At 65.6% G+C, this 21,864-nt stretch carries 25 protein-coding genes; 18 read left to right on the forward strand and 7 right to left on the reverse strand.

The window, feature by feature from the left end:
- The first annotated feature begins 30 nt into the window (after positions 1–30).
- Complete coding sequence (locus tag ABD791_RS20335; RefSeq protein ID WP_345069720.1) at positions 31–690, forward strand: VOC family protein; 660 nt, start codon at positions 31–33, stop codon at positions 688–690.
- Between the two features lie 12 nt (positions 691–702).
- Positions 703–1,524 (forward strand): MBL fold metallo-hydrolase, encoded by an 822-nt coding sequence (locus ABD791_RS20340; protein ID WP_345069722.1) that lies wholly within the window; start codon positions 703–705, stop codon positions 1,522–1,524.
- Here ABD791_RS20340 and ABD791_RS20345 read toward each other — a convergent pair.
- Complete coding sequence (locus tag ABD791_RS20345; RefSeq protein WP_345069723.1) at positions 1,518–2,135, reverse strand: SACE_7040 family transcriptional regulator; 618 nt, start codon at positions 2,133–2,135, stop codon at positions 1,518–1,520. The two genes, ABD791_RS20340 and ABD791_RS20345, sit on opposite strands and share 7 nt — an antisense overlap.
- A 169-nt stretch (positions 2,136–2,304) precedes the next feature.
- On the opposite strand from ABD791_RS20345, the gene ABD791_RS20350 reads away from it, so the two are divergent.
- The 7 genes from ABD791_RS20350 to ABD791_RS20380 are packed head-to-tail and all read left to right on the forward strand — an operon-like array spanning position 2,305 to position 10,100.
- The gene (locus tag ABD791_RS20350; RefSeq protein ID WP_345069724.1) at positions 2,305–3,912 is read left to right on the forward strand and encodes a carboxyl transferase domain-containing protein; all 1,608 of its coding nucleotides are present in this window, start codon (positions 2,305–2,307) and stop codon (positions 3,910–3,912) included.
- On the forward strand, positions 3,909–6,041 hold the full coding sequence (locus ABD791_RS20355) for an acetyl/propionyl/methylcrotonyl-CoA carboxylase subunit alpha (RefSeq protein WP_345069726.1): 2,133 nt from the start codon (positions 3,909–3,911) through the stop codon (positions 6,039–6,041). Before ABD791_RS20350 ends, ABD791_RS20355 begins: the two co-directional genes overlap by 4 nt.
- A complete protein-coding gene (locus ABD791_RS20360) occupies positions 6,038–7,240 on the forward strand; it encodes an acyl-CoA dehydrogenase family protein (protein ID WP_345069728.1) in 1,203 nt (400 codons plus the stop codon). Before ABD791_RS20355 ends, ABD791_RS20360 begins: the two co-directional genes overlap by 4 nt.
- Positions 7,241–7,250: 10 nt before the next feature.
- On the forward strand, positions 7,251–8,081 hold the full coding sequence (locus ABD791_RS20365; protein WP_345069729.1) for a CoA transferase subunit A: 831 nt from the start codon (positions 7,251–7,253) through the stop codon (positions 8,079–8,081).
- Complete coding sequence (locus tag ABD791_RS20370) at positions 8,078–8,743, forward strand: CoA transferase subunit B (RefSeq protein WP_345069730.1); 666 nt, start codon at positions 8,078–8,080, stop codon at positions 8,741–8,743. Before ABD791_RS20365 ends, ABD791_RS20370 begins: the two co-directional genes overlap by 4 nt.
- A complete protein-coding gene (locus tag ABD791_RS20375) occupies positions 8,740–9,273 on the forward strand; it encodes a MaoC family dehydratase (protein ID WP_345069731.1) in 534 nt (177 codons plus the stop codon). Before ABD791_RS20370 ends, ABD791_RS20375 begins: the two co-directional genes overlap by 4 nt.
- Positions 9,270–10,100, forward strand: coding sequence for an HpcH/HpaI aldolase/citrate lyase family protein (locus tag ABD791_RS20380; protein ID WP_345069791.1), 831 nt, complete (start codon positions 9,270–9,272; stop codon positions 10,098–10,100). Before ABD791_RS20375 ends, ABD791_RS20380 begins: the two co-directional genes overlap by 4 nt.
- 38 nt (positions 10,101–10,138) lie before the next feature.
- Here the strand turns inward: ABD791_RS20380 and ABD791_RS20385 are convergent, their stop codons facing one another.
- The gene (locus ABD791_RS20385; protein ID WP_345069733.1) at positions 10,139–10,645 is read right to left on the reverse strand and encodes a glutathione peroxidase; all 507 of its coding nucleotides are present in this window, start codon (positions 10,643–10,645) and stop codon (positions 10,139–10,141) included.
- 158 nt (positions 10,646–10,803) lie between these two features.
- Between ABD791_RS20385 and ABD791_RS20390 the strand changes: the two genes are divergently transcribed.
- Positions 10,804–12,054: an aldo/keto reductase gene (locus tag ABD791_RS20390; RefSeq protein WP_345069734.1), complete on the forward strand. Its 1,251-nt coding sequence runs from the start codon at positions 10,804–10,806 to the stop codon at positions 12,052–12,054.
- Positions 12,055–12,072: 18 nt separating this feature from the next.
- On the opposite strand, the gene ABD791_RS20395 is transcribed toward ABD791_RS20390, so the two are convergent.
- Complete coding sequence (locus ABD791_RS20395) at positions 12,073–12,663, reverse strand: TetR/AcrR family transcriptional regulator (RefSeq protein WP_345069736.1); 591 nt, start codon at positions 12,661–12,663, stop codon at positions 12,073–12,075.
- Positions 12,664–12,922: 259 nt separating this feature from the next.
- On the opposite strand from ABD791_RS20395, the gene ABD791_RS20400 reads away from it, so the two are divergent.
- The 4 genes from ABD791_RS20400 to ABD791_RS20415 all read left to right on the forward strand — a co-directional run bounded on the left by ABD791_RS20400 (position 12,923) and on the right by ABD791_RS20415 (position 16,272).
- Complete coding sequence (locus ABD791_RS20400; RefSeq protein ID WP_345069737.1) at positions 12,923–14,278, forward strand: M16 family metallopeptidase; 1,356 nt, start codon at positions 12,923–12,925, stop codon at positions 14,276–14,278.
- Between the two features lie 110 nt (positions 14,279–14,388).
- A complete protein-coding gene (locus tag ABD791_RS20405) occupies positions 14,389–14,991 on the forward strand; it encodes a histidine phosphatase family protein (RefSeq protein ID WP_345069739.1) in 603 nt (200 codons plus the stop codon).
- A gap of 76 nt (positions 14,992–15,067) precedes the next feature.
- A complete protein-coding gene (dapB, locus tag ABD791_RS20410; RefSeq protein WP_345069740.1) occupies positions 15,068–15,823 on the forward strand; it encodes a 4-hydroxy-tetrahydrodipicolinate reductase in 756 nt (251 codons plus the stop codon).
- On the forward strand, positions 15,820–16,272 hold the full coding sequence (locus ABD791_RS20415) for a hypothetical protein (RefSeq protein ID WP_345069741.1): 453 nt from the start codon (positions 15,820–15,822) through the stop codon (positions 16,270–16,272). The genes dapB and ABD791_RS20415 overlap by 4 nt, the downstream gene beginning before the upstream one ends.
- 18 nt (positions 16,273–16,290) lie before the next feature.
- Here ABD791_RS20415 and ABD791_RS20420 read toward each other — a convergent pair whose 3' ends face one another.
- Both ABD791_RS20420 and ABD791_RS20425 read right to left on the reverse strand, forming a co-directional pair.
- Entirely contained in the window at positions 16,291–17,181 is an 891-nt protein-coding gene (locus ABD791_RS20420; RefSeq protein ID WP_345069742.1) for a TIGR01777 family oxidoreductase, read from the reverse strand.
- Between the two features lie 23 nt (positions 17,182–17,204).
- Positions 17,205–17,630 carry an OsmC family peroxiredoxin gene (locus ABD791_RS20425; protein WP_345069743.1) on the reverse strand — a complete coding sequence of 142 codons (426 nt, stop codon included), beginning with the start codon at positions 17,628–17,630 and terminating at the stop codon, positions 17,205–17,207.
- A gap of 147 nt (positions 17,631–17,777) precedes the next feature.
- Here ABD791_RS20425 and ABD791_RS20430 point away from each other — a divergent pair, with 147 nt between their 5' ends.
- The 3 genes from ABD791_RS20430 to ABD791_RS20440 all read left to right on the forward strand — a co-directional run bounded on the left by ABD791_RS20430 (position 17,778) and on the right by ABD791_RS20440 (position 19,262).
- Entirely contained in the window at positions 17,778–18,092 is a 315-nt protein-coding gene (locus ABD791_RS20430; protein ID WP_345069745.1) for a rhodanese-like domain-containing protein, read from the forward strand.
- Positions 18,089–18,631 carry a nucleoside deaminase gene (locus ABD791_RS20435; protein ID WP_345069746.1) on the forward strand — a complete coding sequence of 181 codons (543 nt, stop codon included), beginning with the start codon at positions 18,089–18,091 and terminating at the stop codon, positions 18,629–18,631. The genes ABD791_RS20430 and ABD791_RS20435 overlap by 4 nt, the downstream gene beginning before the upstream one ends.
- A gap of 64 nt (positions 18,632–18,695) precedes the next feature.
- On the forward strand, positions 18,696–19,262 hold the full coding sequence (locus ABD791_RS20440) for a dihydrofolate reductase family protein (protein ID WP_345069747.1): 567 nt from the start codon (positions 18,696–18,698) through the stop codon (positions 19,260–19,262).
- Between the two features lie 43 nt (positions 19,263–19,305).
- On the opposite strand, the gene ABD791_RS20445 is transcribed toward ABD791_RS20440, so the two are convergent.
- Positions 19,306–19,953, reverse strand: coding sequence for a hypothetical protein (locus tag ABD791_RS20445; RefSeq protein ID WP_345069749.1), 648 nt, complete (start codon positions 19,951–19,953; stop codon positions 19,306–19,308).
- A gap of 118 nt (positions 19,954–20,071) precedes the next feature.
- Positions 20,072–20,866 (reverse strand): DUF2510 domain-containing protein, encoded by a 795-nt coding sequence (locus tag ABD791_RS20450; RefSeq protein ID WP_345069750.1) that lies wholly within the window; start codon positions 20,864–20,866, stop codon positions 20,072–20,074.
- 139 nt (positions 20,867–21,005) lie between these two features.
- Between ABD791_RS20450 and ABD791_RS20455 the strand changes: the two genes are divergently transcribed.
- On the forward strand, positions 21,006–21,836 hold the full coding sequence (locus ABD791_RS20455; RefSeq protein ID WP_345069751.1) for an SDR family oxidoreductase: 831 nt from the start codon (positions 21,006–21,008) through the stop codon (positions 21,834–21,836).
- Positions 21,837–21,864 lie beyond the last annotated feature (28 nt).

Raw genomic sequence — 21,864 nt, forward strand, 5'->3', positions numbered from 1 at the left:
CCGGCCTGCGGGGCAGAGCAGAGTGGGGCTATGAAAGCGCCCGCATTTCTCAGCCAGGCCGACACGGCACACCGCCTGCGCAGAACCGCGTTTGTGCACCTCGACGGCGGCCTTCACGCGAACTATCGCACCAGTGATTTCGCCTCGGCCTTGGCCCTGGTGAACGGGGTCGGTGCGGTGGCCGAGGAGCTGAATCATCATCCCCACGTGTTGCTGGGGTGGGGCTCGGCGACGTTTCACCTGAGCTCCCACGACGTCGGTGGGGTGACCGAACGGGACATGCGGTTGGCGCTCCGCATCCAGGAGCTCGCAGATCTGGCGGGCGCGACCGTCGGAGGCCTCGGGCCGACTCGGTATGACATTGCGATCGACTGCACCGACGTGGATGCCATCCTTCAGTTCTGGAAGGTCGGCCTTGACTACCGCGAGGTGGTCGGCGAAGACGGCACCGAGCTTGTCGACCCGCGCGGCCAGGGACCGCGGGTCTGGTTTCAGCACATGGAGATCGCGCGCACCCAGCGCAACCGCATCCACCTTGATGTGTATGTGCCCACCACCAGCGCCAAGACGCGGGTGAAGGCGGTGATCGAGGCGGGCGGTGTGCTGCTCACCGACGAGCACGCGCCCGATTGGTGGGTGCTGGCGGATGCCGAGGGCAACGAAATGTGCGTCTGCACGACCGACAACTAGGGTGGCGTTCTGATGGCGCTCTGGATCTGCACGGCCTGCGGGTTGGAGCACGAGGATTCGGCTGCGCCGCCGGAGCGATGTGAGGTCTGTACCGACGAACGCCAATTTGTGCCGCTCACGGGTCAAGCCTGGATCACCGCGAAGCAACTCGAATCACAGGGCACCCTGCTGCACACTGCACCCATCGAAACGGGCCTTCACCGGTTGAGCGTCGCGCCGCGGGTCGGGATCGGCCAGCAGGCGTTGCTCGTGCAGACCAGCACCGGCAACCTGCTCTGGGAACCGCCAGGATTCATCAGCGACGCCGCAGCGCAGACGGTGCGCGCACTCGGCGGGGTGGCGGCGATCTCCGGCAGTCATCCGCACCTGATGGGGGCGATGGTGAGTTGGAGTCAGGCGTTCGGCGGCGCCCCGATCTACATTGCCGCCGCCGATCGGGCGTGGACGCGGCGGCCTGACTCGGCCATCGTGCACTGGAGTGGCGAAGCGAACCCGTTGCCGGGCATCCGCTTGGTGCAGTGCGGCGGCCACTTTGCCGGAAGCAGCGTGCTGCACTGGGCTGACGGTGCAGACGGTAGGGGAGTGATCTTCACCGGCGACACCATCTTCATCGGGCCGAGCGGCCGCACGGTGAGTGCGATGCGGTCGTACCCGAACTTGTTGCCGTTGCCGGAGGGTGCTGTCGGTCAGATCCTCGATCGGCTGGAACCGCTTGTCTACGACCGGGCCTATGGATCTTTTGGGCAGGTCATCCCCTCGGACGCCCGCGAGGTGGTGCGCCGTTCGCTCGCCCGGTATATCGAGTGGCTACGCGGAGAGGTCGACGACTACTGAGAGCCGCTGGTGCTGTTCGGTGTGGGGGCCGGGGTCAACGCCGCCAGTGCCATCTCCTCAAGCAACGGCCTCACCAACGCCGACGAGACGGTCGGCACGCTGTGCGGAGTCGAGTTGATCAAACCGAAGGTCGCCTGGGCGCGTACCCGCAGGAGCGGCGCCGGCACCGTTGGATTCAGCCGACCAAGCACCGCGACCCAGAGTTCGACGTAGCTGCGCTGCAGCGCACGCACCTGGTGTCGACCCGGCTCGGTCAGGGTGTCGAGGTCGCGGTCTTGCACCCGGATGACGTCGGGATGCGTGAGCGCGAAGTCCACGTGAAAGCGCACCAGCGCCAGCAACGCCGCCCGGTCGTCGGCGGCAGCATCCACCACCATCTGCCCGCCGGAGGCGAGTCCCTCACTCACCCCGACGAGCAACGCGGAGAGCACCGCCTGCTTGCCGCTGAAATGCCGGTAGACCGCCGGCCCGCTGATGCCGACCGCCGCACCGAGATCCTCGATGGCGACACCGTTGAAGCCCGAGCGCGCGAAGAGCGCCGCCGCGGCATCGAGCAGAGCCGTGCGCCGGTCGGCCTTCGCCTGGCTGCGAAGCGTGGGGGCACCTGTCATCGTGTGATCCTCTTCTGCTCAGGGTCCGCTCAAGGTCCGCTCGAGACCCGGCCAACGGAACGCGGCCCTCTAGACATCCGGAGGGAGAGTGGCTACTCTGAATTTCAGTTAGTGGTTATTAACCGAATCTTCTCACACAATCTATGCCCTGACCAACCGGAAGTTGTCAATGCAGACGCTCACCTCACAGCTCGACCGCACCGACCCGGCGTTTGCCGAGAACGATGCCGCCCAGCGCGCACTCGTCACGACACTGCGCAGCCGTTTGGCTGTCGCGGCGCTCGGTGGCCCGAAAGCGTCGCGTGAGCGACACCGGGGGCGCGGCAAGCTGCTGCCCCGCGAGCGCATCGACGAGTTGCTCGACCCGGGCAGCCCCTTTCTCGAGATCGCCCCGCTCGCCGCCTTCGGCCTGTACAACGACGACAGCCCCGGCGCCGGTTTGATCGCCGGAATCGGCCTGGTGCACGGCCGCCACGTGCTCGTGATCTCGAACGATGCAACGGTCAAGGGCGGCACCTACTACCCGTTGACGGTCAAGAAGCACCTGCGTGCGCAGGAGATCGCCCTCGAGAACCGGCTGCCCTGCATCTACCTCGTCGACTCGGGCGGTGCCTTTCTCCCGCTGCAAGACGAAGTCTTTCCGGACCGCGACCACTTCGGTCGCATCTTCTTCAACCAGGCACGGATGTCCGCGGCCAAGATTGCACAGATCGCGTCGGTGATGGGTTCGTGCACCGCCGGTGGAGCCTACGTTCCAGCGATGAGTGACGAGACGGTGATCGTGCGCGGCCAGGGCACCATTTTTCTCGGTGGCCCGCCTCTGGTGAAGGCCGCAATCGGCGAGATCGTCTCGGCGGAAGAACTCGGCGGCGGTGAGTTGCACTCCCGCACCTCTGGGGTCACCGATCACCTCGCCGAGAACGACAGTCACGCCCTGCAGATCGTGCGTGACATCGTTGCGACGCTGCCGGCGCCGGCCGCACCCGCGTGGGAGGTGCGCCAGAGCGTTGCCCCTGTGGTCGCGGAGGGCGAGCTCTACGGCGCGGTGCCGATCGACGTGCACGGCCACTACGACGTGCACGAGGTGATCGCACGCCTCGTCGACGGCAGCGAGTTCCACGAGTTCAAACGCGAGTACGGCACCACGCTGGTCACCGGGTTCGCTCACCTGCACGGGCATCCGATCGGCATCATCGCCAACAACGGCGTGCTGTTCTCCGAGTCGGCCGAGAAGGGAGCACATTTCATCGAGCTGTGCGACCAACGCGGGATTCCGCTGCTCTTTTTGCAGAACATCTCGGGATTCATGGTCGGCCGCGACGCCGAAGCCGGAGGCATCGCCAAGCATGGGGCAAAAATGGTCACCGCGGTCGCAACCGCCCGCGTGCCGAAACTGACCGTCGTGATCGGCGGCTCATTCGGGGCCGGCAACTACTCGATGTGCGGCAGGGCCTACTCGCCCCGGTTTCTCTGGATGTGGCCGGCCAGCCGCATCTCGGTGATGGGCGGAACCCAAGCGTCGTCGGTGCTCGCCACCGTGAAACGCGACCAGATCGAAGGGCGCGGCGACGAATGGTCTTCCGCCGACGAGGCGGAATTCACCACACCGATCACCGAACAATACGAGCGGCAAGGCAGCCCGTATTACTCGACGGCGCGCCTCTGGGATGACGGGATCATCGACCCCGCCGACACCCGCACGGTGCTCGGACTCGCTCTCGACGTCTGTTCACGAACTCCCCTTCCCGAGACCTCCTTCGGTCTCTTCCGGATGTGACGACGACGATGATCCCGCAGATCTCTGACACCGCGATGTTCACCACCGATGTGTTCGCCACCGTGCTCGTTGCCAACCGCGGAGAGATTGCCTGCCGCGTCATCACAACGCTCCGGCGTCTCGGCATCCGTTCGGTCGCCGTGTTCAGCGACGCCGACCGGAACGCCCGGCATGTCGCTCTGGCAGATGTCGCGGTGCGGATCGGACCCGCCGAGGCACGGGAAAGCTACCTCAACATCGAAGCGATCCTGCGCGCCGCCGCCGAGACCGGCGCCCAGGCAATCCACCCGGGCTACGGATTCCTGAGTGAGAACGAGGAATTCGCCCGGGCGACGGCCGAGGCCGGGCTCACGTTCATCGGTCCGAGCGTTCACGCCTTGCGGGTCATGGGCGACAAGATCCGCGCCAAGAACCACGTCGCAGAGAGCGGGGTTCCGACGACCCCTGGCATCGCTCTGCCGGGACTCGACAATGCCGCCCTCGCAGCGGCCGCCGCCGATGTCGGCTACCCGCTGTTGATCAAGCCGTCGGCGGGCGGCGGCGGCAAAGGAATGTATGTCGTCGAAGCGGCCTCCGAGTTGGCAGCCGCCCTCGATGCTGCTCGCCGCGTCGCCGCGCGTGCGTTCGGTGACGACACACTCTTTCTCGAGCGACTCATTCCGAGCCCGCGTCACATCGAGGTGCAGGTGCTCGCCGACAACTACGGCAACATCATCCATCTCGGCGAACGTGAATGCTCGCTGCAACGTCGGCACCAGAAGGTGATCGAAGAGGCCCCGTCGCCGCTGCTCGACGAACCGTCCCGGCGCCGCATCGGCGCCGCGGCCTGCGCCGCCGCCCGCAGCGTCGACTACCGCGGGGCGGGAACCGTCGAATTCTTGGTGTCAGACGCCGAACCCGATGCGTTCTACTTCATGGAGATGAACACCCGGCTGCAGGTTGAGCATCCGGTCACCGAACTCGTCACCGGACTCGACCTGGTGGAATGGCAGGTGCGCATCGCGGCGGGCGAGCGGCTCGCGCTCGCACAGGATGACGTGCGGCTCACCGGGCACTCGATCGAAGCACGCGTCTACGCCGAAAGCCCGGCCGCCGGGTTTCTGCCGGCCACGGGAAGCGTGCTGGCCCTGGACGAGGCCCACGGCGACGGCATCCGTGTCGACAGTTCGTTGACCCCCGGCCTCGTGCTCGGTGCCGACTACGACCCGCTTCTCGCCAAGGTGATCGCCTGGGGAGTCGACCGGGGGCAGGCGCTCGCCCGGCTCGACCGGGCACTCTCTGAGACCGTGGTGTTGGGCGTGCCGACAAACATCGAGTACCTGCGACTGCTGCTTCATACCCCCGCGGTGCGCGCGGGTCACCTCGACACCGAACTGATCGAGCGCACGCTTCCCAGCCTCATCTTTCGAGCGATCGACGACCGGCTGCTGGCCGCTGCCGCGTTATTTTTGCGCGCGCACGCGGAGGCGTTGCCCTTAGTCGGTGGCGAAGCGTCTGCGACCTCACCCTGGACTTCCCGCTCTGGATGGCGAATCGGCGAGCATCAGCCGACGCCCTACACGCTGCAGGTCGGCACCGCATCGCCGGTGACGATTCACGTCGATGACACGACGGATGCTTCTCGCGTCACGGTGGGTGACTGCAACTTGGTGTCGGCCAGCCTGCAGAGGATACCGGGGCGACCACACGGTTACAGCGTCGAGTTCGACGGCAGCGTCAGCACCGTCGACATCGTTGCTGCGGGCAATGACGTGTGGCTGGGCACCGACGGGGCCACTTTCCGTCTGCGGGTGCTCAGCCGCCAGGATCAGCTCGCCGCCCGTCTCGCCGCGGCGGAGCCGTCAGCGGGAGTCGCCGACCCTGCGGTGCGCTCGCCCATGCCCGGCACGGTGATTTCAGTGAACGTTGCCGACGGTTCATCCGTCGAGGCGGGGGACACCCTGCTCGTCGTCGAGGCGATGAAGATGGAGCATCGTCTCGCCGCAGCACTCGGCGGAATCGCCACCGTCGCCGTCGCGGTCGGCGACCTCGTCAGTCTGGGCCAGATCGTGGCCACGATTCAACGGCCAGACCCGGCCTCATCACCAGAGGGCTCACCCAGCCCCGCACTCTCGGAAGGTTCAGCATGAACGCGCAGCACAACACCACCTCGACCTACGGCGACTCCGAGCTGAGCGACGCCGAACTCCGGCTGAGCAACGAGGTGCGGGAGTTCGCCGACACCGTCGTCGCTCCCGCCGCCTACGAGTACGACACCAAGAGGGAGCTGCCATACGGCATCATTCGGTCGATGGGGGAGATGGGCCTGTTCGGGCTCCCCTTCCCCGTCGAGTACGGCGGCCAGGGCAAGGACTACTTCTCGCTCTGCCTAGCCGTCGAGCAACTGGGTCGCGTCGACCAGAGCATCGGCGTAACCCTCGAGGCCGGAGTCGGCCTCGGCGCGATGCCGATTTATCGAAGCGGAACCGAGGCCCAGAAACAGGAATGGCTGCCGATGTTGGCACGCGGGGAGGCTCTCGCCGGATTCGGGCTGACCGAGGCGGACGCCGGATCTGACGCCGCCGGCACGAAAACCACGGCGGAACTCGTCGACGGCCACTGGGTGATCAATGGCACCAAACAATTCATCACCAACTCCGGCACGCAGATCACCAAGCTCGTCACCATCACCGCGGTGACCGGCGAATCGACGCGCGCCGACGGCTCGATTAAGAAAGAGCTCACCGCGATTCTGGTGCCGAGCAAGACGCCAGGTTTCGTGGTGGAACCGAGCTACGACAAGGTGGGCTGGCACACCTCAGACACGCATCCGCTCACCCTGACCGATGTGCGGGTACCCGCGGCCAACATCTTGGGGGAGCGTGGCCGCGGCTTCGCCAACTTCATCCAGACCCTCGACGAAGGCCGCGTCGCCTTTGCCGCGCTCTGCACCGGGGCCGCGCAGGGCTGTCTCGAAGAGTCGATCAGATATGCGAAAAGCCGCAACGTCTTCGGACGCAACATCGGGTCGAACCAGCACATCGCTTTCAAAATCGCACGGATGCAGGCTCGCGTTCATGCGTCGCGGCTCGCCTACTACGACGCCGCGCGCAAACTCGTCGCCGGTCGCCCTTTCAAAATGGAGGCGAGTCTTGCGAAACTGGTCGGGAGCGAAGCCGCCATGGACAACGCTCGCGATGCAACCCAGATCTTCGGCGGCTACGGATTCATGAACGAAAACCCGGTGGCACGGCACTACCGTGATTCGAAGATTCTCGAGATCGGCGAAGGAACGAGTGAGGTGCAGCTGATGATCATCTCGCGCGAACTGGGGTTCGACACGTTGTGAGGAGCACCACATGATCAACAAAGTTGTCGGCAGCGCGGCAGAGGCCGTTGCTGATATCCCGGATGGCGCTTCTCTCGCGGTCGGCGGGTTTGGTCTGTGCGGAATCCCCTCGGCGCTGATCCAGGCGTTGCATGACCGGGGGACGAGCGGGCTCGAGACGATCAGCAACAATTGCGGAGTCGACGATTGGGGGCTCGGCATTCTGCTCGCCGATCACCGAATCCGGCGCACGGTCAGCTCCTACGTGGGCGAGAACAAGGAATTCGCCCGACAGTTTCTGGCCGGTGAACTCGAAGTCGAGCTGACCCCGCAGGGAACCCTGGCCGAGAAGATGCGCGCCGGCGGGGCCGGGATCCCCGCCTTCTATACGCCGGCCGGCGTCGGAACGCAGGTCAGCGAGGGCGGTCTGCCGCAGCGCTACAACTCTGACGGCAGTGTCGCTGTGGCGTCTGAACCCAAGGAGGTGCGCCGGTTCGACGGCCGCGACTACGTGCTCGAACATTCGGTCACGCCCGACTTCGCTCTCGTGCATGCGCAGAAGGGCGACCGCTACGGCAACCTCGTTTTTCACGCGGCAGCCGCAAACTTCAACCCGCTGGCCGCCATGGCCGGGCGTATCACGATCGCCCAGGTTGAAGAGTTGGTCGAACCGGGAGACCTCGACCCCGAACAGATTCACACGCCCGGCATCTACGTGCAGCGGGTCGTCGTGGTGGGGCAGGTCGCGAAACGGATTGAGCGGCGCACCGTCACCGCGCCGGAGTCGGCAGCGGAGTCGGCAGCGGAGTCGGCAGCGCAGCCGGCCCCAACCGCACCAGAGCAGAAGGAGTCACGCGCATGAGTCTCACCCGCACCGAACTCGCCGCCCGCGTGGCCGAGGAGCTGGAGAACGGCCAATATGTCAATCTCGGCATTGGAATGCCGACGCTCATTCCGAACTACATCCGTGCCGACATCGAAGTCGTTCTGCATTCCGAGAACGGAATATTGGGCGTTGGACCCTACCCGACCGAGGCACAACTCGACCCCGATCTGATCAACGCGGGCAAGGAAACCGTGACTGTGAATCAGGGGGCGGCCTTCTTCGACTCGGCGACATCCTTCGGCATGGTGCGCGGCGGTCACGTCGACGTCGCCGTGCTCGGCGCCATGGAGGTCGCAGAGAACGGCGACCTGGCCAACTGGATGATTCCCGGAAAGATGGTCAAGGGGATGGGCGGAGCCATGGACCTCGTCTTCGGCGCGCGCCGGCTCATCGTGATGATGGAGCACACCGATCGTGACGGCAATCCGAAGCTGGTGAAACGGTGCTCGTTGCCACTGACCGGACGCGGCTGTGTTGACCGGATCATCACTGATCTGGCGGTGATCGACGTCACGCCCGACGGTTTCGTGCTTCGCGAACGAGCTCCTGGGGTCAGCCTCGAGGAGGTCATCGCCGCCACTGGTGCCGAACTGCACATCGATGAGACAACGCAACAACCGCAGGGAGCGCGCCCGTGAGCGACACCGACCGCGCGAGCGCTGAGCCAAGCGGCACCGACCGAACCGACCTCGTGCAACGCGGCCTGTACTACGAAGAGTTCGATCTGTCGGTGCGCTACCTGCACCGACCTGGCCGCACCGTCACCGAGGCCGACAACGTGCTGTTCACGACGCTGACGATGAACACCCAGTCGCTGCACCTCGACGCGGCGTGGGCAGCCACTCAACCGTTCGGTCAGCGCCTCGTGAATTCGATGTTCACACTGTCGACCCTGGTCGGAAGCTCGGTCGCCCAGCTGACCCAGGGCACGATCGTGGCGAACCTCGGTTTCTCCGAGGTGACGTTTCCGCATCCGCTGTACCACGGGGATACGCTCTACTCCGAGTCGATTGTGACCGACAAACGACTGTCGGCATCGCGCCCCGGCCAGGGAATCATCACGCTCGTTCACACCGGCCGCAACCAGCACGGCGAGGTAGTGGCCACGGCCACGCGCACCACACTCGTCTGGTGTCAGGATGCCGCGCCACGGCCGGCGGCGGAATGAACGGCCCGCCGCTGAACGCGGCGCCGTTCACCCTCGGCCCCGCGTTGTTGTTCTGCCCGGCCGATCGTCCCGACCGCTACGGGCGAGCACTCGACCGGGCCGACGCCGCGATCATCGACCTCGAAGACGCGGTGACCCCGGCGAATCGGGTGGCGGCACGAGAAGCGCTCATTGCGCATCCGCAGGACCCGGCGCGCACCATCGTACGGGTGAACCCCCTCTCCTCGCCCGACCATGCGCTCGACCTGGCGGCGCTTGCCGAGACGAGCTACCGCACGATCATGGTGCCCAAAGCCGAGAGCGCCACCGCTCTCGCCGGGCTGGACGGCTTTGCAGTCGTGGCACTCTGCGAGAGTGCGGCCGGGGTGATCGCCGCCGCTGAGATTGCCGCCGTCGACACCGTCGTCGCCCTGATGTGGGGCGCGGAAGACCTGATCGCCTCCCTCGGCGGAACGTCAAGTCGGCGAGCAGACGGCGCCTATCGCGATGTTGCGCGGTACGCCAGGGCGCAGGTGTTGCTGGCAGCGGGGGCACACGGCAAAGCGGCGATCGACACGGTGCACCTCGACATCGCCGATCTGGTCGGCGTCTCCGCTGAAGCAGAGGATGCCGCGGCGAGCGGGTATGCCGCAACGGCCTGCATCCACCCGAGTCATGTCGAGCCGATCCGACGCGCCTACCGACCGAGCGACGCGGAGATCACCGCGGCCACCGACATCCTGCAGGCTGCGAAGAGCCAACCGGGAGTCTTTCAACACCACTCCCAGATGATCGACGCACCACTCTTGCGTCACGCCGAAGCCGTCTTGCGGAGAGCAGGGATCTGACGAGTCAGCAGCTCACAGCTGAATGCGTGTGACCGGCGTTAGGCAGCGCGTTCAGCGGCGAGTGCTGCTTCAACGGCATTCACGATGGCGTCGGATTCCGGTTCGACGGCCGAGCCGAAACGGTCAATCACCTCGCCGTTGGCATTGATCAGAAACTTCTCGAAATTCCACTTGATCAAGCCGGGGAGCATGCCGTGCTTGAACTGCGTCAATTCGGCGTAGAGCGGATGCTGGTGCTTGCCTCGCACATCGACCTTCGCAGTCAACGGAAACGTCACGCCGAAGTTGAGGTCGCAGAACTCGGCAATGTCTTGCTCTGTTCCGGGTTCTTGACCCATGAACTGGTTGCAGGGCAGTCCCAGAACCACGAGGCCGTCATCGGCGAACTTCGTGTAGAGCGATTCCAAGCCCGCATACTGCGGAGTGAATCCGCACTTCGACGCCACATTGACGACGAGAACAGTCTTTCCGGCGAACTGGCCGAACGTGGTTTCTGTTCCGTCGATGAGGGTGAGGGGAATGTCGTACAAGGCAGATTCTGACATTGCATCAGGCTAGCTCGCTTGTGAAGATTTTGTCTGCACGTTGACCAACGGTTTACTCAGGAGTTTGCTGGCGATGAATATTCGGTAACGGTTCGCGCACGCTTCCCAGCTTCGTCGGAGGCCGGGGCTAGTGTCGGGTTTGAAAGGGAGGAGAGCGGATGAGCCGCTTCGTTGACACTGTCACAGCCGGCCTCAGAGCCCAGCGTTCTGCAGCCGCAGGTGCATCTCCGATTTCTGCCGAGATTTCAGTGCTCAGCGATCAGCGCGGCCCGAACTCTCTGCCAGTCGAACAGCCCAACGTGCAGCCCAACGTGCAGCCCAACGGGCATCCGGTCGCATCGGCCGCCGTCGCTTCGGGAATCGGTCCCGTCGACGTGAAGGTTCACAATGCGATGCTTGAGACGGTGTCTGCCCCGATCGAGGTGCAGCACACTGGTCCGATTACAACTCCCGAGGGAGCAGGGGTGTCAATTCCGGCGCTCAGGCGCCGACTGCCAGACACCGATCTCTCGGTGTACCCGTTTGCTCTGGGTTGCAGTGTGTTCGGCTGGACGGCCGACGGCGACACCAGCATGCGCATCCTGGATCGTCATCGCGCCCTGGGCGGCAACTTTCTCGACACCGCCGACAGCTACGCCTCCGGGCGCAGCGAGGTGCTGCTCGGAACCTGGATGCGGAGTCGCCGCGCCAGAGACACCACCGTCGTCGCAACGAAAATCGGGCGCAACCGTGATTTTCCCGGGCTCAGCCCGCACAGCATCGTCGGTGCAGTGCATGCCTCGCTCGAACGCCTCGGCACCGACTTCATCGACCTTCTCTTTCTCCACGTCGACGACAAGACGGTGCCCCTCGAAGAGAGTCTCGGCACGATCGACGCGCTCATGCGTGCCGGATTGGTGCGCAATCTCGCGGCCTCGAACTTCAGCGCGGAACGCCTGATGGAAGCCCGAGTGCTCGCGGCCAACGGTCTCCCTCGTTTTGTCGCCCTGCAGACTCACTACAACCTGGTGCACCGGGCTGAGTTCGAATCGACCCTGTCGGTTGTCACGCGCGCGCAGGGTCTCGCGGTGATGCCCTACTTCGCGCTCGCCCACGGTTTTCTCACTGGAAAGTACCGCGTCAGAGCGGATGTCGCCCACGACGCTCGCGGTCACCTGATCGCGCCCTACCTCAACCGCGCCTCGCTGCGTGCGCTGGCCGCTGTGCAGCGTATTGCCGATGCGCGCGGGGTTGACCCCGCCACCATCGCCCTGGCCTGGCTGTCGGCCAGAGGAATGTTCGCGCCTGTCGCCAGCGTCAGCGCACCGGAACAACTCGACGCGATCATGGCTGCCGCCGATATTCGACTGTTTCGCAGCGAGATGCATGAGCTCGACCGGGCATCGGCGAAGCTGAACGAACTGCCCTGAATCTTCGAATTTCCCGATCTAGCCGGCCGAGTCCTCGATCATGCGATGAACGGCGCGCAGCAAAGCGGTCTGCGCCGCGATCGGGTCGCCGAGATTCGCGCCCGAGAAGGCGCCGTCTCTGGCGAGAAAGAAGTCGTCTGCCGCGTCGCCCGGCCGCGGGTGACCCATTCCCCGAAAGAGATCCTCGATCGTCGAGACGTACCATTCGCGGTGGATGCTGACCGCTTGGCGAACCGGGTGCATCGGATCCGCGAACTGCGCAGCCGCATTGATGAACGGGCAGCCGTGAAAACTGTCGGTGCGCACCTCGGTAGCGATCATGCTTGCGACGTCGTGAAGACGGCGCTCCGGAGTGTCGTGGCGCCGTTCGACATCCTGCAACGCCGCTCGAGCGCGCTTGTCACGGCCCTCAATATAGGCGACGATCAGGCCGTCTTTGGAACGGAAGTACTTGTAGAAGGTCGCCTTCGTCACGCGGGACTCGCTGATGATCCGGTCGACACCGACGGTGTGCACGCCCTCGCTGTAGAAGAGCGTGTCGGCGGTGGCAAGAATGCGCACCTTCGCGTGGGTCGTCGGCCGGACGGCCGAATCAGTCAACTCGGCCATCCGTCCGACTCCTTTGCTGGAACAGCGTCCCTGCGGTGTTGTGCGAGTGCTAGGGCACCCGGATTGGTGGAAACCGTCAATTCGACAGCCGAGCCTCGCTGTGCAGGAGACCAGTGAAACTCACGCGAACACCGACGTTTTGGGGAGGTCGTCGGTTTTCAACAACCAGACACTAGCACAGGTGAAGACAGACCAGTCTAGGGTTGCAGTGCCGGTGTGGCGGCCCGCTTGTCGGGGTGGTGTCGTAAGGTGGGGGGACATGAACGGTGCAGTTGACTTTCCCCTTGACCTGCCCGAACTCTCTTTTCAGGCGGCGGGTGAGTCGCGTGTTCGACGCAGCGTCCTGCCGAGCGGCGTGCGCATCCTGAGCGAGCAGGTTCCGGGCAGCCGCAGCCTGACCATCGGCCTCTGGGTCGCCGTCGGCTCACGCGACGAGAAGCCAGGTCACTTCGGCTCGACCCACTTTCTCGAGCACTTGCTCTTCAAGGGAACGAAGACGCGCTCGGCCCTTGACATTGCTGTTGCGTTCGACTCGGTCGGAGGCGAGCACAATGCGATGACCGCCAAGGAATACACCTGCTACTACGCCAAGGTGCAAGACCGCGACCTGACCATGGCGGTCGAAGTGCTCACCGACATGCTGACCTCGTCACTGCTTGATCCAGTGGAGTTTGAGAACGAGCGCGGCGTCATTCTCGAAGAGCTGGCCATGGCCGACGACGATCCTGCGGATGTCGCCAACGAACGTTTCTTCGAAGCCGTGCTGGGCAAGCACCCCCTCGGCCGCCCCATCGGCGGCAGCCCTGAGACGATCCTTGCCGCGACCCGCGACGCGGTGCACGAGCACTATCTCGCGAACTACCGGCCGCAAGACCTCGTTGTCACCGTTGCCGGCGCGGTCGACCACGATCTTCTTGTCTCCCTCGTCACCGCCGGGCTGGTGCGTGCCGGCTGGGACCTCGGAGTCGCCGCGACTCCGGTCGGCCGCCGCACCGACCACCCGGCGGTCATCAGTCAGGGTGACCCTGTCACCATCGTGAGACGTCCGCTGGAGCAGGCGAACCTGCTCATCGGCATGCCGGGCCTCGTCGCCTCCGACAACCGCCGCGTCACGATGAGCGTGCTCAACTCGATCTTCGGCGGAGGAATGTCGTCACGTTTGTTCCAGGAAGTGCGCGAGAAGCGCGGCCTGGCCTACTCGGTGTATTCGTTCGCGCCCGGTTACTCCGATGCGGGCCTCTTCGGCATGTACGCCGGCTGCACCCCGGCCAAGGCCGGCCAAGTCGCCGACATCCTGATGAGCGAACTTCACCGTCTCGCCGACCACGGCGTCACGGCCAATGAGATGAAGCGCGCGGCGGGCCAACTCGCCGGCGCATCCGCTCTGGCACTGGAAGACTCAGACACCCGGATGTCGCGTCTCGGCCGTTCGGAGATCACACTCGGCGAGTTCGCCGACCTCGACGAAGCGCTGCGCCGACTCGACCGCGTGACCGCCGACGATGTGCAGAGCCTGGCCGCAGAGCTGGTCTCCGGCCCCGTGTCGATTGCAGCCGTCGGCGCCCTCGATGACAACATCTTCGACGCTGTCATTCCCGCGAGCCTTCGACCCTAGTCGCCGGCCGCTGCCCCGATTCGGGTGGCTCCGGCGCTCCTTCGCCTCCGGCGTGCACGCTCGTGCACTGCCCACGCAGTAACACAAGCAGTACAACGAAAGGGACAACGATGCCCCACTACATCTACTTGGTCCGTCACGGCGAGCAGCAAGATGCCGAGCACGGTCTTCCCGATGGTCCGCTCTCGGCGCGGGGGCGTCGGCAGGCGCATCTGATCGCCGAACGCCTGGGCGGGGTTCCGTTCACCGGAGCCTGGCACTCGCCGTTGCAACGCGCGGCGGCAACGGCCGAGATCATTGCCGAACGCCTGCCCTCGCTGGTCTCTGAGCCGTCGCCGCTGCTGTTCGACTGCATCCCGTCTGGCAAAGCGCCCGAGATGCCGTCGGTCTACGATCCGTTCTTCGGAGCAGTGACCGAAGCCGAGATTGAGGCGGGTCGGGCTCAGATGGAGGATGCGGCAGCCGAATTCTTGCAGTCGCGTCCGGGCGAACGCCACGATCTGCTGATCACGCACAACTTCGTGATCGCCTGGTTCGTGCGCGAAGTGCTCGGGGCACCCGATTGGCGTTGGCTCAGCATCAACCAGGCCAACTGCGGTCTCACCGTGTTGCAGCAGAAGCCGGGCCGTCCCTGGACCCTCGTCACCCACAACGATCTCGGCCACCTGCCTGTCGAGTTGCGCACCGGGTTGCCTGACCCGCTGATGTTCTAGGGAGTACCCGAGCCGCTCCCGCGATGGGGCTGGATCGGCGACGGGCTCGATCACTCGCGGACGGTAGATTAGAGCTATGACTACACGGGTGGCCGTCATCGGCGCAACAGGAAAAATGGGCCGCCTGGTCTGCCAACTTGTTGAGAATGCCGAAGACTACGAACTTGTCGCCGAGCTGAACTCGCAGAGCCCGCTGTCCGACATGCTCGGTGCGGATGTCGCGGTCGATCTCACTGTCCCTGGCGTCAGCCAGAGCGTCGTCGACTTCGCCACAACCAACGGCCTCCGCGTCTTGGTGGGGACATCCGGCTGGTCTGAAGACCGCATCAACGCGCTGGCCGGCCGTATCGCTGGCCGTGACGAGACCGGCGTGATCATCATCCCCAATTTCTCGATTGGATCCGTGCTCGCCACCGGATTCGCGGCTCAGGCCGCCCGATTCTTTGACTCCATCGAAATCGTCGAAGCTCACCACGCCGGCAAGGTGGATTCCCCGTCTGGAACTGCCGTGCGCACCGCTGAGCTGATCGGGCGCGCACGTGCGGCCCTCGGACCGGTCTCCGCTCCGCACACCGACCAGCGGGCACGTGGTCAGCAGGTCGCCAGTGTTCCGGTGCACAGCATCCGGATGGACGGGCTGCTCGCCCGCCAGGAGGTGCTGCTCGGTGGAACGGGCGAGACCTTGACCATCAGCCACAACACTCTTTCCAGCGCGTCCTATGAACGGGGGATCCTGCTCGCGCTGGCCGCCACCCGGTCGGCGCGCGGCGTGGCCGTTGGGCTCGATGCGCTTCTCGACCTGGGACCCGAATCGGCGGGGCTCGGCGCATGAAGGGCCGGATCGCCGCCCTCGTCATGTCGGCACTGCTGGTCTTCTACATCGCCGTCATCGGCTGGCGTGCCGTGCTGTTTCTCGGCAGTGGGACCCCTGTCGGCATTGTGATCGGCATCGCGCTTCTCGTGCTTCCGCTGATCGGAATCTGGGCGTTGGTGCGCGAACTGCAGTTCGGCGCGCGGTCGGAGCGACTCGTGAAATTGCTCGACGAGCAGGGGGCGCTCCCGATTGAACAACTGCCGATCCGCGCGAGCGGGCGCCCGGTGCGCGATGCAGCGGATGCCGAGTTCCCGACGTTTCAGGCCGAGGTCGATGCCGCGCCTGAGAGCTGGCAGGCCTGGTTTCGACTCGGACTCGCCTACGACGCGTCGGGGGACCGCCGTCGGGCGCGCCGCGCGATCCGCACGGCAATCGGCCTCGAGCACGCGGAACGCACGGCAGCCTGAGCGCGTCGGTGTCGCAGGCTAGCTCCGCTGCAGCATCCACTCGATCGCCGCGGTCGGCGTGCGATGCGTGAACTGAAAACCGTCGTCCTGCAGCTTCTGACTGCTGACTCGTTGATCGGCCAGTAGCAACTGCCGAGCCGCATCCTGTAGCGCGAGAGTGAGCACCTTTTCGGGTACGGGGAGCAGGAACGGGCGATGCAACGCGTGCGCCAAGGCCCGCATGACGTCGTTGGCGCTGGCCGGATGCGGCGCGACGAGGTTGACGGGACCGGAGAGTTCCGAATCGAGCAGGTGAACCAGGGCGGCTGCTTCGTCGTGAAGGCTGATCCATGACCACTGCTGGGTGCCACGCCCGAGCGGGCCGGCAAGCCCGAGACGGGTCAGCGGAATCAGCGGGGCCAGTGCACCGTGTCGGGCGAGTACCAGTCCGGTGCGAAAAGTGACGACCCGTGTCGGTTCAGGGGCGCGGTGGGCTTCGCCTTCCCAGGTGGCGACGACGCTGGCCAGAAAATCGTCGGCCGGCGCGGCATCCTCGGTCAGAACCTCACCGGGTCGATCGCCGTAGATGCCGATTGCCGACGCGTTGAGCAGCAGGCCCGGCGGCCGGGCGGCACGGCGCATCGCGTCGGTGAGGGTGCGCGTGGCCTGAACGCGTGAACGCAATATTTCGGTGCGGTAGCCGGGCGTCCAGGGGAGGCGGGCCAACGATGCCCCCGAAAAGTTCACGACGGCGTCGAAGTTGTCGAGTGCGGCAGCGTCGAGGGAGAGAATCTGGGGATCCCAGGAGATTTCATTGCGGGCGCCGGGCGGCCGACGAACGAGCCGAAACACTGAGTGTCCGGCTGTCGTGGCCGCCCGGGAGAACGCGGTGCCGATGAGGCCAGACGACCCGCTGACGAGTACACGCATGTCGGGCTCCGAAAGGGTGTCGGTTAGGCGAGTTCTGCTTCGAGGGTGATCGGGATGCCGGCCAGCGCCTTCGAGATCGGGCAGTTCTCCTTCGCGCCTTCGGCGATGACCTCGAACTCCTCAGCAGTCAGGCCGGGGACGCGGGCGTTGACGAGCAGGTGGCTGCCGACGACGCCGATGCCGGGCGTGAAGGTGACCGCTGCGGTGGTCTGAATGGACTCCGGCGTGTGGCCGGCCTCACTGAGTGCCAGTGACAGCGCCATCGAGAAGCACGCGGAGTGGGCTGCGCCGAGGAGTTCCTCTGGATTGGTGGTGTTCGGTGCTCCTTCTGAGCGCGCCTTCCAGTTGACGGGAAACTCGGCGGCGTGTGACGAGTCGAGTGTGACGATTCCGGAACCTGTCGCAAGCGGTCCGTTCCAGACCGTTGTTGCTTCGCTGGTGAGTGCCATGGTTTTTCCTCCCAAGAGTGGGTCTTCAGCCTATCCGTCGGTTCGGCCAGCGTCACCGCCCAACCTCAAGCCAACCGTGAGCCTGGCCAGCTAGCATCGAGAGGGGCGCCGGTTCGCTCCCTCAATAGCTTGGAGAAAGGCTCGACCATGCAGGAAATCACAGCCTCGGAACTCGCGGCGCTCGGCAGCGCCGCACTCGTGCTCGATGTGCGCGAAGACGGCGAGTATGCCGAGGCGCACCTGGCCGGGTCGACACATATTCCGATGAGCGAGTTCGCCAACCGACTGGCCGAGGTGCCGCGCGAGGACACCCTGTACGTGCTCTGCCACGCCGGGGGACGAAGCGCCAAGGTCACCGCCTACCTCGAGCAGCAGGGATTCGACGCGATCAACGTCGACGGCGGAATCTCGGCCTGGCAGGCCGAGGGTCGTCCGGTCGAGACCGGCGCAGCACACGCGTGAGCGCCGCAGCCTCGTCCGCCGCCTCGTCCGCAGCCGCGTCGGCGTCGTCCCTGTCCTCGTCGCAGCCGACCGAGCTCGACCTCGAACGGCTGCGCGAGGCGATCGCAGTGGCCACCCGCGCGGTGGCGCACGGCAACCACCCTTTCGGGGCGGTTCTGACGGATGCCGATGGCAGAATCGTGTTGGAGGCCGAGAACTCGGTCACCACGGATGGCGATTGCACGGCACACGCGGAGACCGCGCTCATCCGTTTGGCGTCGCACCGCTACACGCCGGCTGAACTGCGCGATTTCACTCTCTATACGAGCTGTGAACCCTGCGCGATGTGTTCTGGCGCGATGTACTGGGCCGGCGTTGGCCGGGTTGTCTATGCGCTGGGGGAGCACGAACTGATGGCGATGACCGGCTCGAACCCCGAGAACCCGACGATGAGCCTGCCGTGCCGCACGGTCTTTGCGGCCGGGCAGCGCGACACGATTGTTGTCGGACCGGCGCTGCACGAGGAAGCAGCAGCACCGCACCTCGGTTTCTGGGACTAGCCGCCGTCGAGCAGGCGCAGCAGGATTTCGGAGCGTGTCGGAGGGGCCAGGTAGCGTGTGTGTCATGACAGCGAACTTTGTGGCATCCGTTTTCATCGCAACGAGTCTTGACGGTTTCATCGCCGGCGAGAATGGCGAGCTTGACTGGCTCACCGATGAGAACGACACCCTCGGTGAGACGGGCTATGACGAGTTTTTCGCGTCGGTCGATGCGCTCGTGATCGGACGCAAGACGTTCGAAACGGTGCTGGGGTTCGGCGAGTGGCCCTATGCCGGAAAACGGGTTCTGGTGCTCAGCCGCACGCTCGGAGCTGACGGCGGCCCTGGCGCCGCTGGCACTCCGGTCGCGCCCAACACGACAGTGCACGCCGATCTCGACGGTGTGGTGGCGACGCTGGAACGAGAGGGCGTGAAGCGGGTCTATGTCGACGGTGGGCAGACGATTCGGGCGTTCCTGGCGCGAGGGTTGATCAGTGAGATGACTCTGACGCGCGCTCCGGTGTTGCTCGGTCGTGGCACGCCACTGTTCGGTCCGCTCGATGAGCGGATTCATCTGCGTCTCCTGGCAACCCGCGAGCTCGGTGCCGGCTTCACTCAGGCCAGCTATGAGGTCTTGTCGGCTGACCAGTAGTGCGCTCGAACGGACGGGTCGGCCCGCCCGGCCGCAGGAGCGACTAGAAGCCGAAGTCGCCTCCGCCGCCGAAGTCGCCGCCGCCGAAGTCTCCGCCGCCGAAGTCGCCGCCACCAAAGTCGCCGCCACCAACGTCTCCACCACCGGAATCGCCGTAGCCGCCACCATCGGCGTTGGCGTCGCCGGACGTGTCTCCGTCGCCTCCGTCGCCGCTGCCGGCGTCGGCGTCGGCTGAGTCACTCGCATCGGGCATCAAGGCCGAGGCGATTGCGGAGCCGATGACGAACCCGGTCACGGTGCCGAGGAGCGAGCTCGCGAAGGTGCCGCCGAAGCCCATTCCGCCGCCCCGCTGGCCGGCCGCGCCGAGCGTGCGCTCCATCGAACCGGGGTTACGCAGCTCGGAGCGAGTCGCCGCCTGCGCGAGGCTCGCCGGGTCGCTCGTCGTCGGGCGCTCACTGGCCGACGCATCCGCTCTGAGCTGCTCGAACAGAAGATCCCGCTGGGCAGGCGTCAGCTGTGAGAATGCTTCGAGGTGCACTTCCTCGATCGTTTCAGGCGGTGCTGTGCGCAGCAGGTATCGGTACCGTTCGATGGCAATGTCATCGTCGGAGCGCGCAGGACCACGCGCTGTCTGGCGCCCGGCGTGCGCAGGTGTTTCCTCGCGTCCGAGGATTCGATCGAGCCAGCCCATGGTGTCGCTCCTTCAGTTGGTGGCTTCCAAGATAGCGGCACCGACTTCAGCGAGTCTGAATGCAGCGACCACCGGCTAAACGAGGGCCTCACCGAGAATCATCGACGGCAGGCTGAGGTCAAAACTGCGTGCCGTCGAACCCGGTTCCGTACAGCGACGCGAACACCGCTGCGAAGACCACGACGAGAAAGAGAACCAGCCCGACCACCAGAAGAAAGTTGGCGATCCACACCCAGAGAGGGGCAGAACCGATTCCGGTATTGCGCCGAAGCACGACGGTGCGGGCGATGAGGTACGCGGGCGCGCCGAGCAGCGCCCATGCCCAGGAGGCGATGTTGCGGTGGCCCCAGATGCGGAGCCGTTTCACGTCGCGCTGAGCCGCAGCCAGTGTGATCAGCCAGGGCAGCGCGAAAGCGGTCCACTGGAGCCAGAGCGGCGCGCGCACTCCCTCAAGTGTGGCCAGGGCGAAGAACCCCACAACTGACAGCCATGGGGAGAACGAGATCACCCAGACCGAGACGCTGCCCCACTTGCTCGGGAGCGCAGTGAACTCGGGCCCGTGTCCGACCGGAAGGGTCCAGCGCGGGGCCACCTCTGACTTGCTCTCCTCACGCTCCCAGCCGTACGACGAAACCGGCGCAAACCGAGGAACCGGCGGAGGCGGGAGGGCACCGTCGACGGCAGTGGCAGTGGCAGTGGCAGCCGCAGCCGCAGTCGCAGCCTCGATGCCTCCGGCCGAACTGTGGGGGAGCGCCGCGGCATCCGCCGAGTACTCATCAGGAGCGGCCGCGACATCGGGGATCGGAGCGACGTGCTCTGTCCAGGCGAGACCGCTCCACCAGCGCAAGTGAAGAGATGTCGTCGGATCGATGTACCAGCCGGCTGGCGCGACGTATCCGGGTTGAGCTGTCATCTGTGTTCCCCTGTCGTGCTGCCGATACTCCGAGAGTGGCCGACATCGCGCTGTGGCACCAACCCCATTGTGGGGGTGTAGCGTCCTCACATAGACCGACCCAGCTGCGAGATGATTTCGGGACGAAGGAGACGGCAGCATGACAACAATCGCGGTAACGGGATCGACGGGACACATCGGCGGGCGGGTTGCATCCGAACTGGCGCGTCAGGGGCATCGGCTGCGCCTGATTGTGCGCGATACCGCGCGTGCTCCCCGGATCGCGGATGCCCAGGTCGCCATCGCCACGTATGGCGACGGCGAGGCCGTCGAGAAAGCGCTCGCCGGAGTCGACGTGGTGTTCATGGTGTCCGCCCACGAGTCGGCCGATCGGGTCAACGAGCACCTGACCTTCGTTGCGGCAGCGACTCGAGCCGGCGTGCGGCACATCGTCTACACCTCGTTCGTCGGCGCCGGTCACGCCGCCGGCTTCACGCTCGCACGGGACCATGGCGCGACCGAAGACGCCATTCGCGATTCGGGCCTCGGCTACACGTTTCTCCGCGACAACTTCTACCTCGATCTGCTGCCGCACTTCGCCGACGAGAACGGCGTCATTCGGGGACCCTCCGGGGACGGCGTGACTGCTGCCGTGGCCAGGGCCGACGTCGCGGATGCTGCGGTGGCCGTGCTCGAACACCCCGAGCAGCACAGCGACACGATCTACGAACTGACCGGGGGCGAAGCGCTGAGCCTCGGCGATGTCGCGCGCCGGGCATCCGCCGCCACCGGCCGTCAGTTCACGTTCATCAATGAGACCCAGGACGAGGCATACGCGTCGCGGGCGCACTACGGCGCTCCGGCCTGGCAGGTGGAGGCCTGGGTGAGCACCTACACGGCAATCGCAGACGGGGAGCTCGCCCGCATCACCGACGACGTGCGCCGTCTGACCGGTCACGAACCGCGCACGCTTGAAGACGTGCTCGGCTGATGATCGCCTGGCTCGGTGGATGCGGCCG

Origin of the sequence: Glaciibacter kafniensis (assembly GCF_039538945.1) — a bacterium.
Classification (GTDB): domain Bacteria; phylum Actinomycetota; class Actinomycetes; order Actinomycetales; family Microbacteriaceae; genus Cryobacterium; species Cryobacterium kafniensis.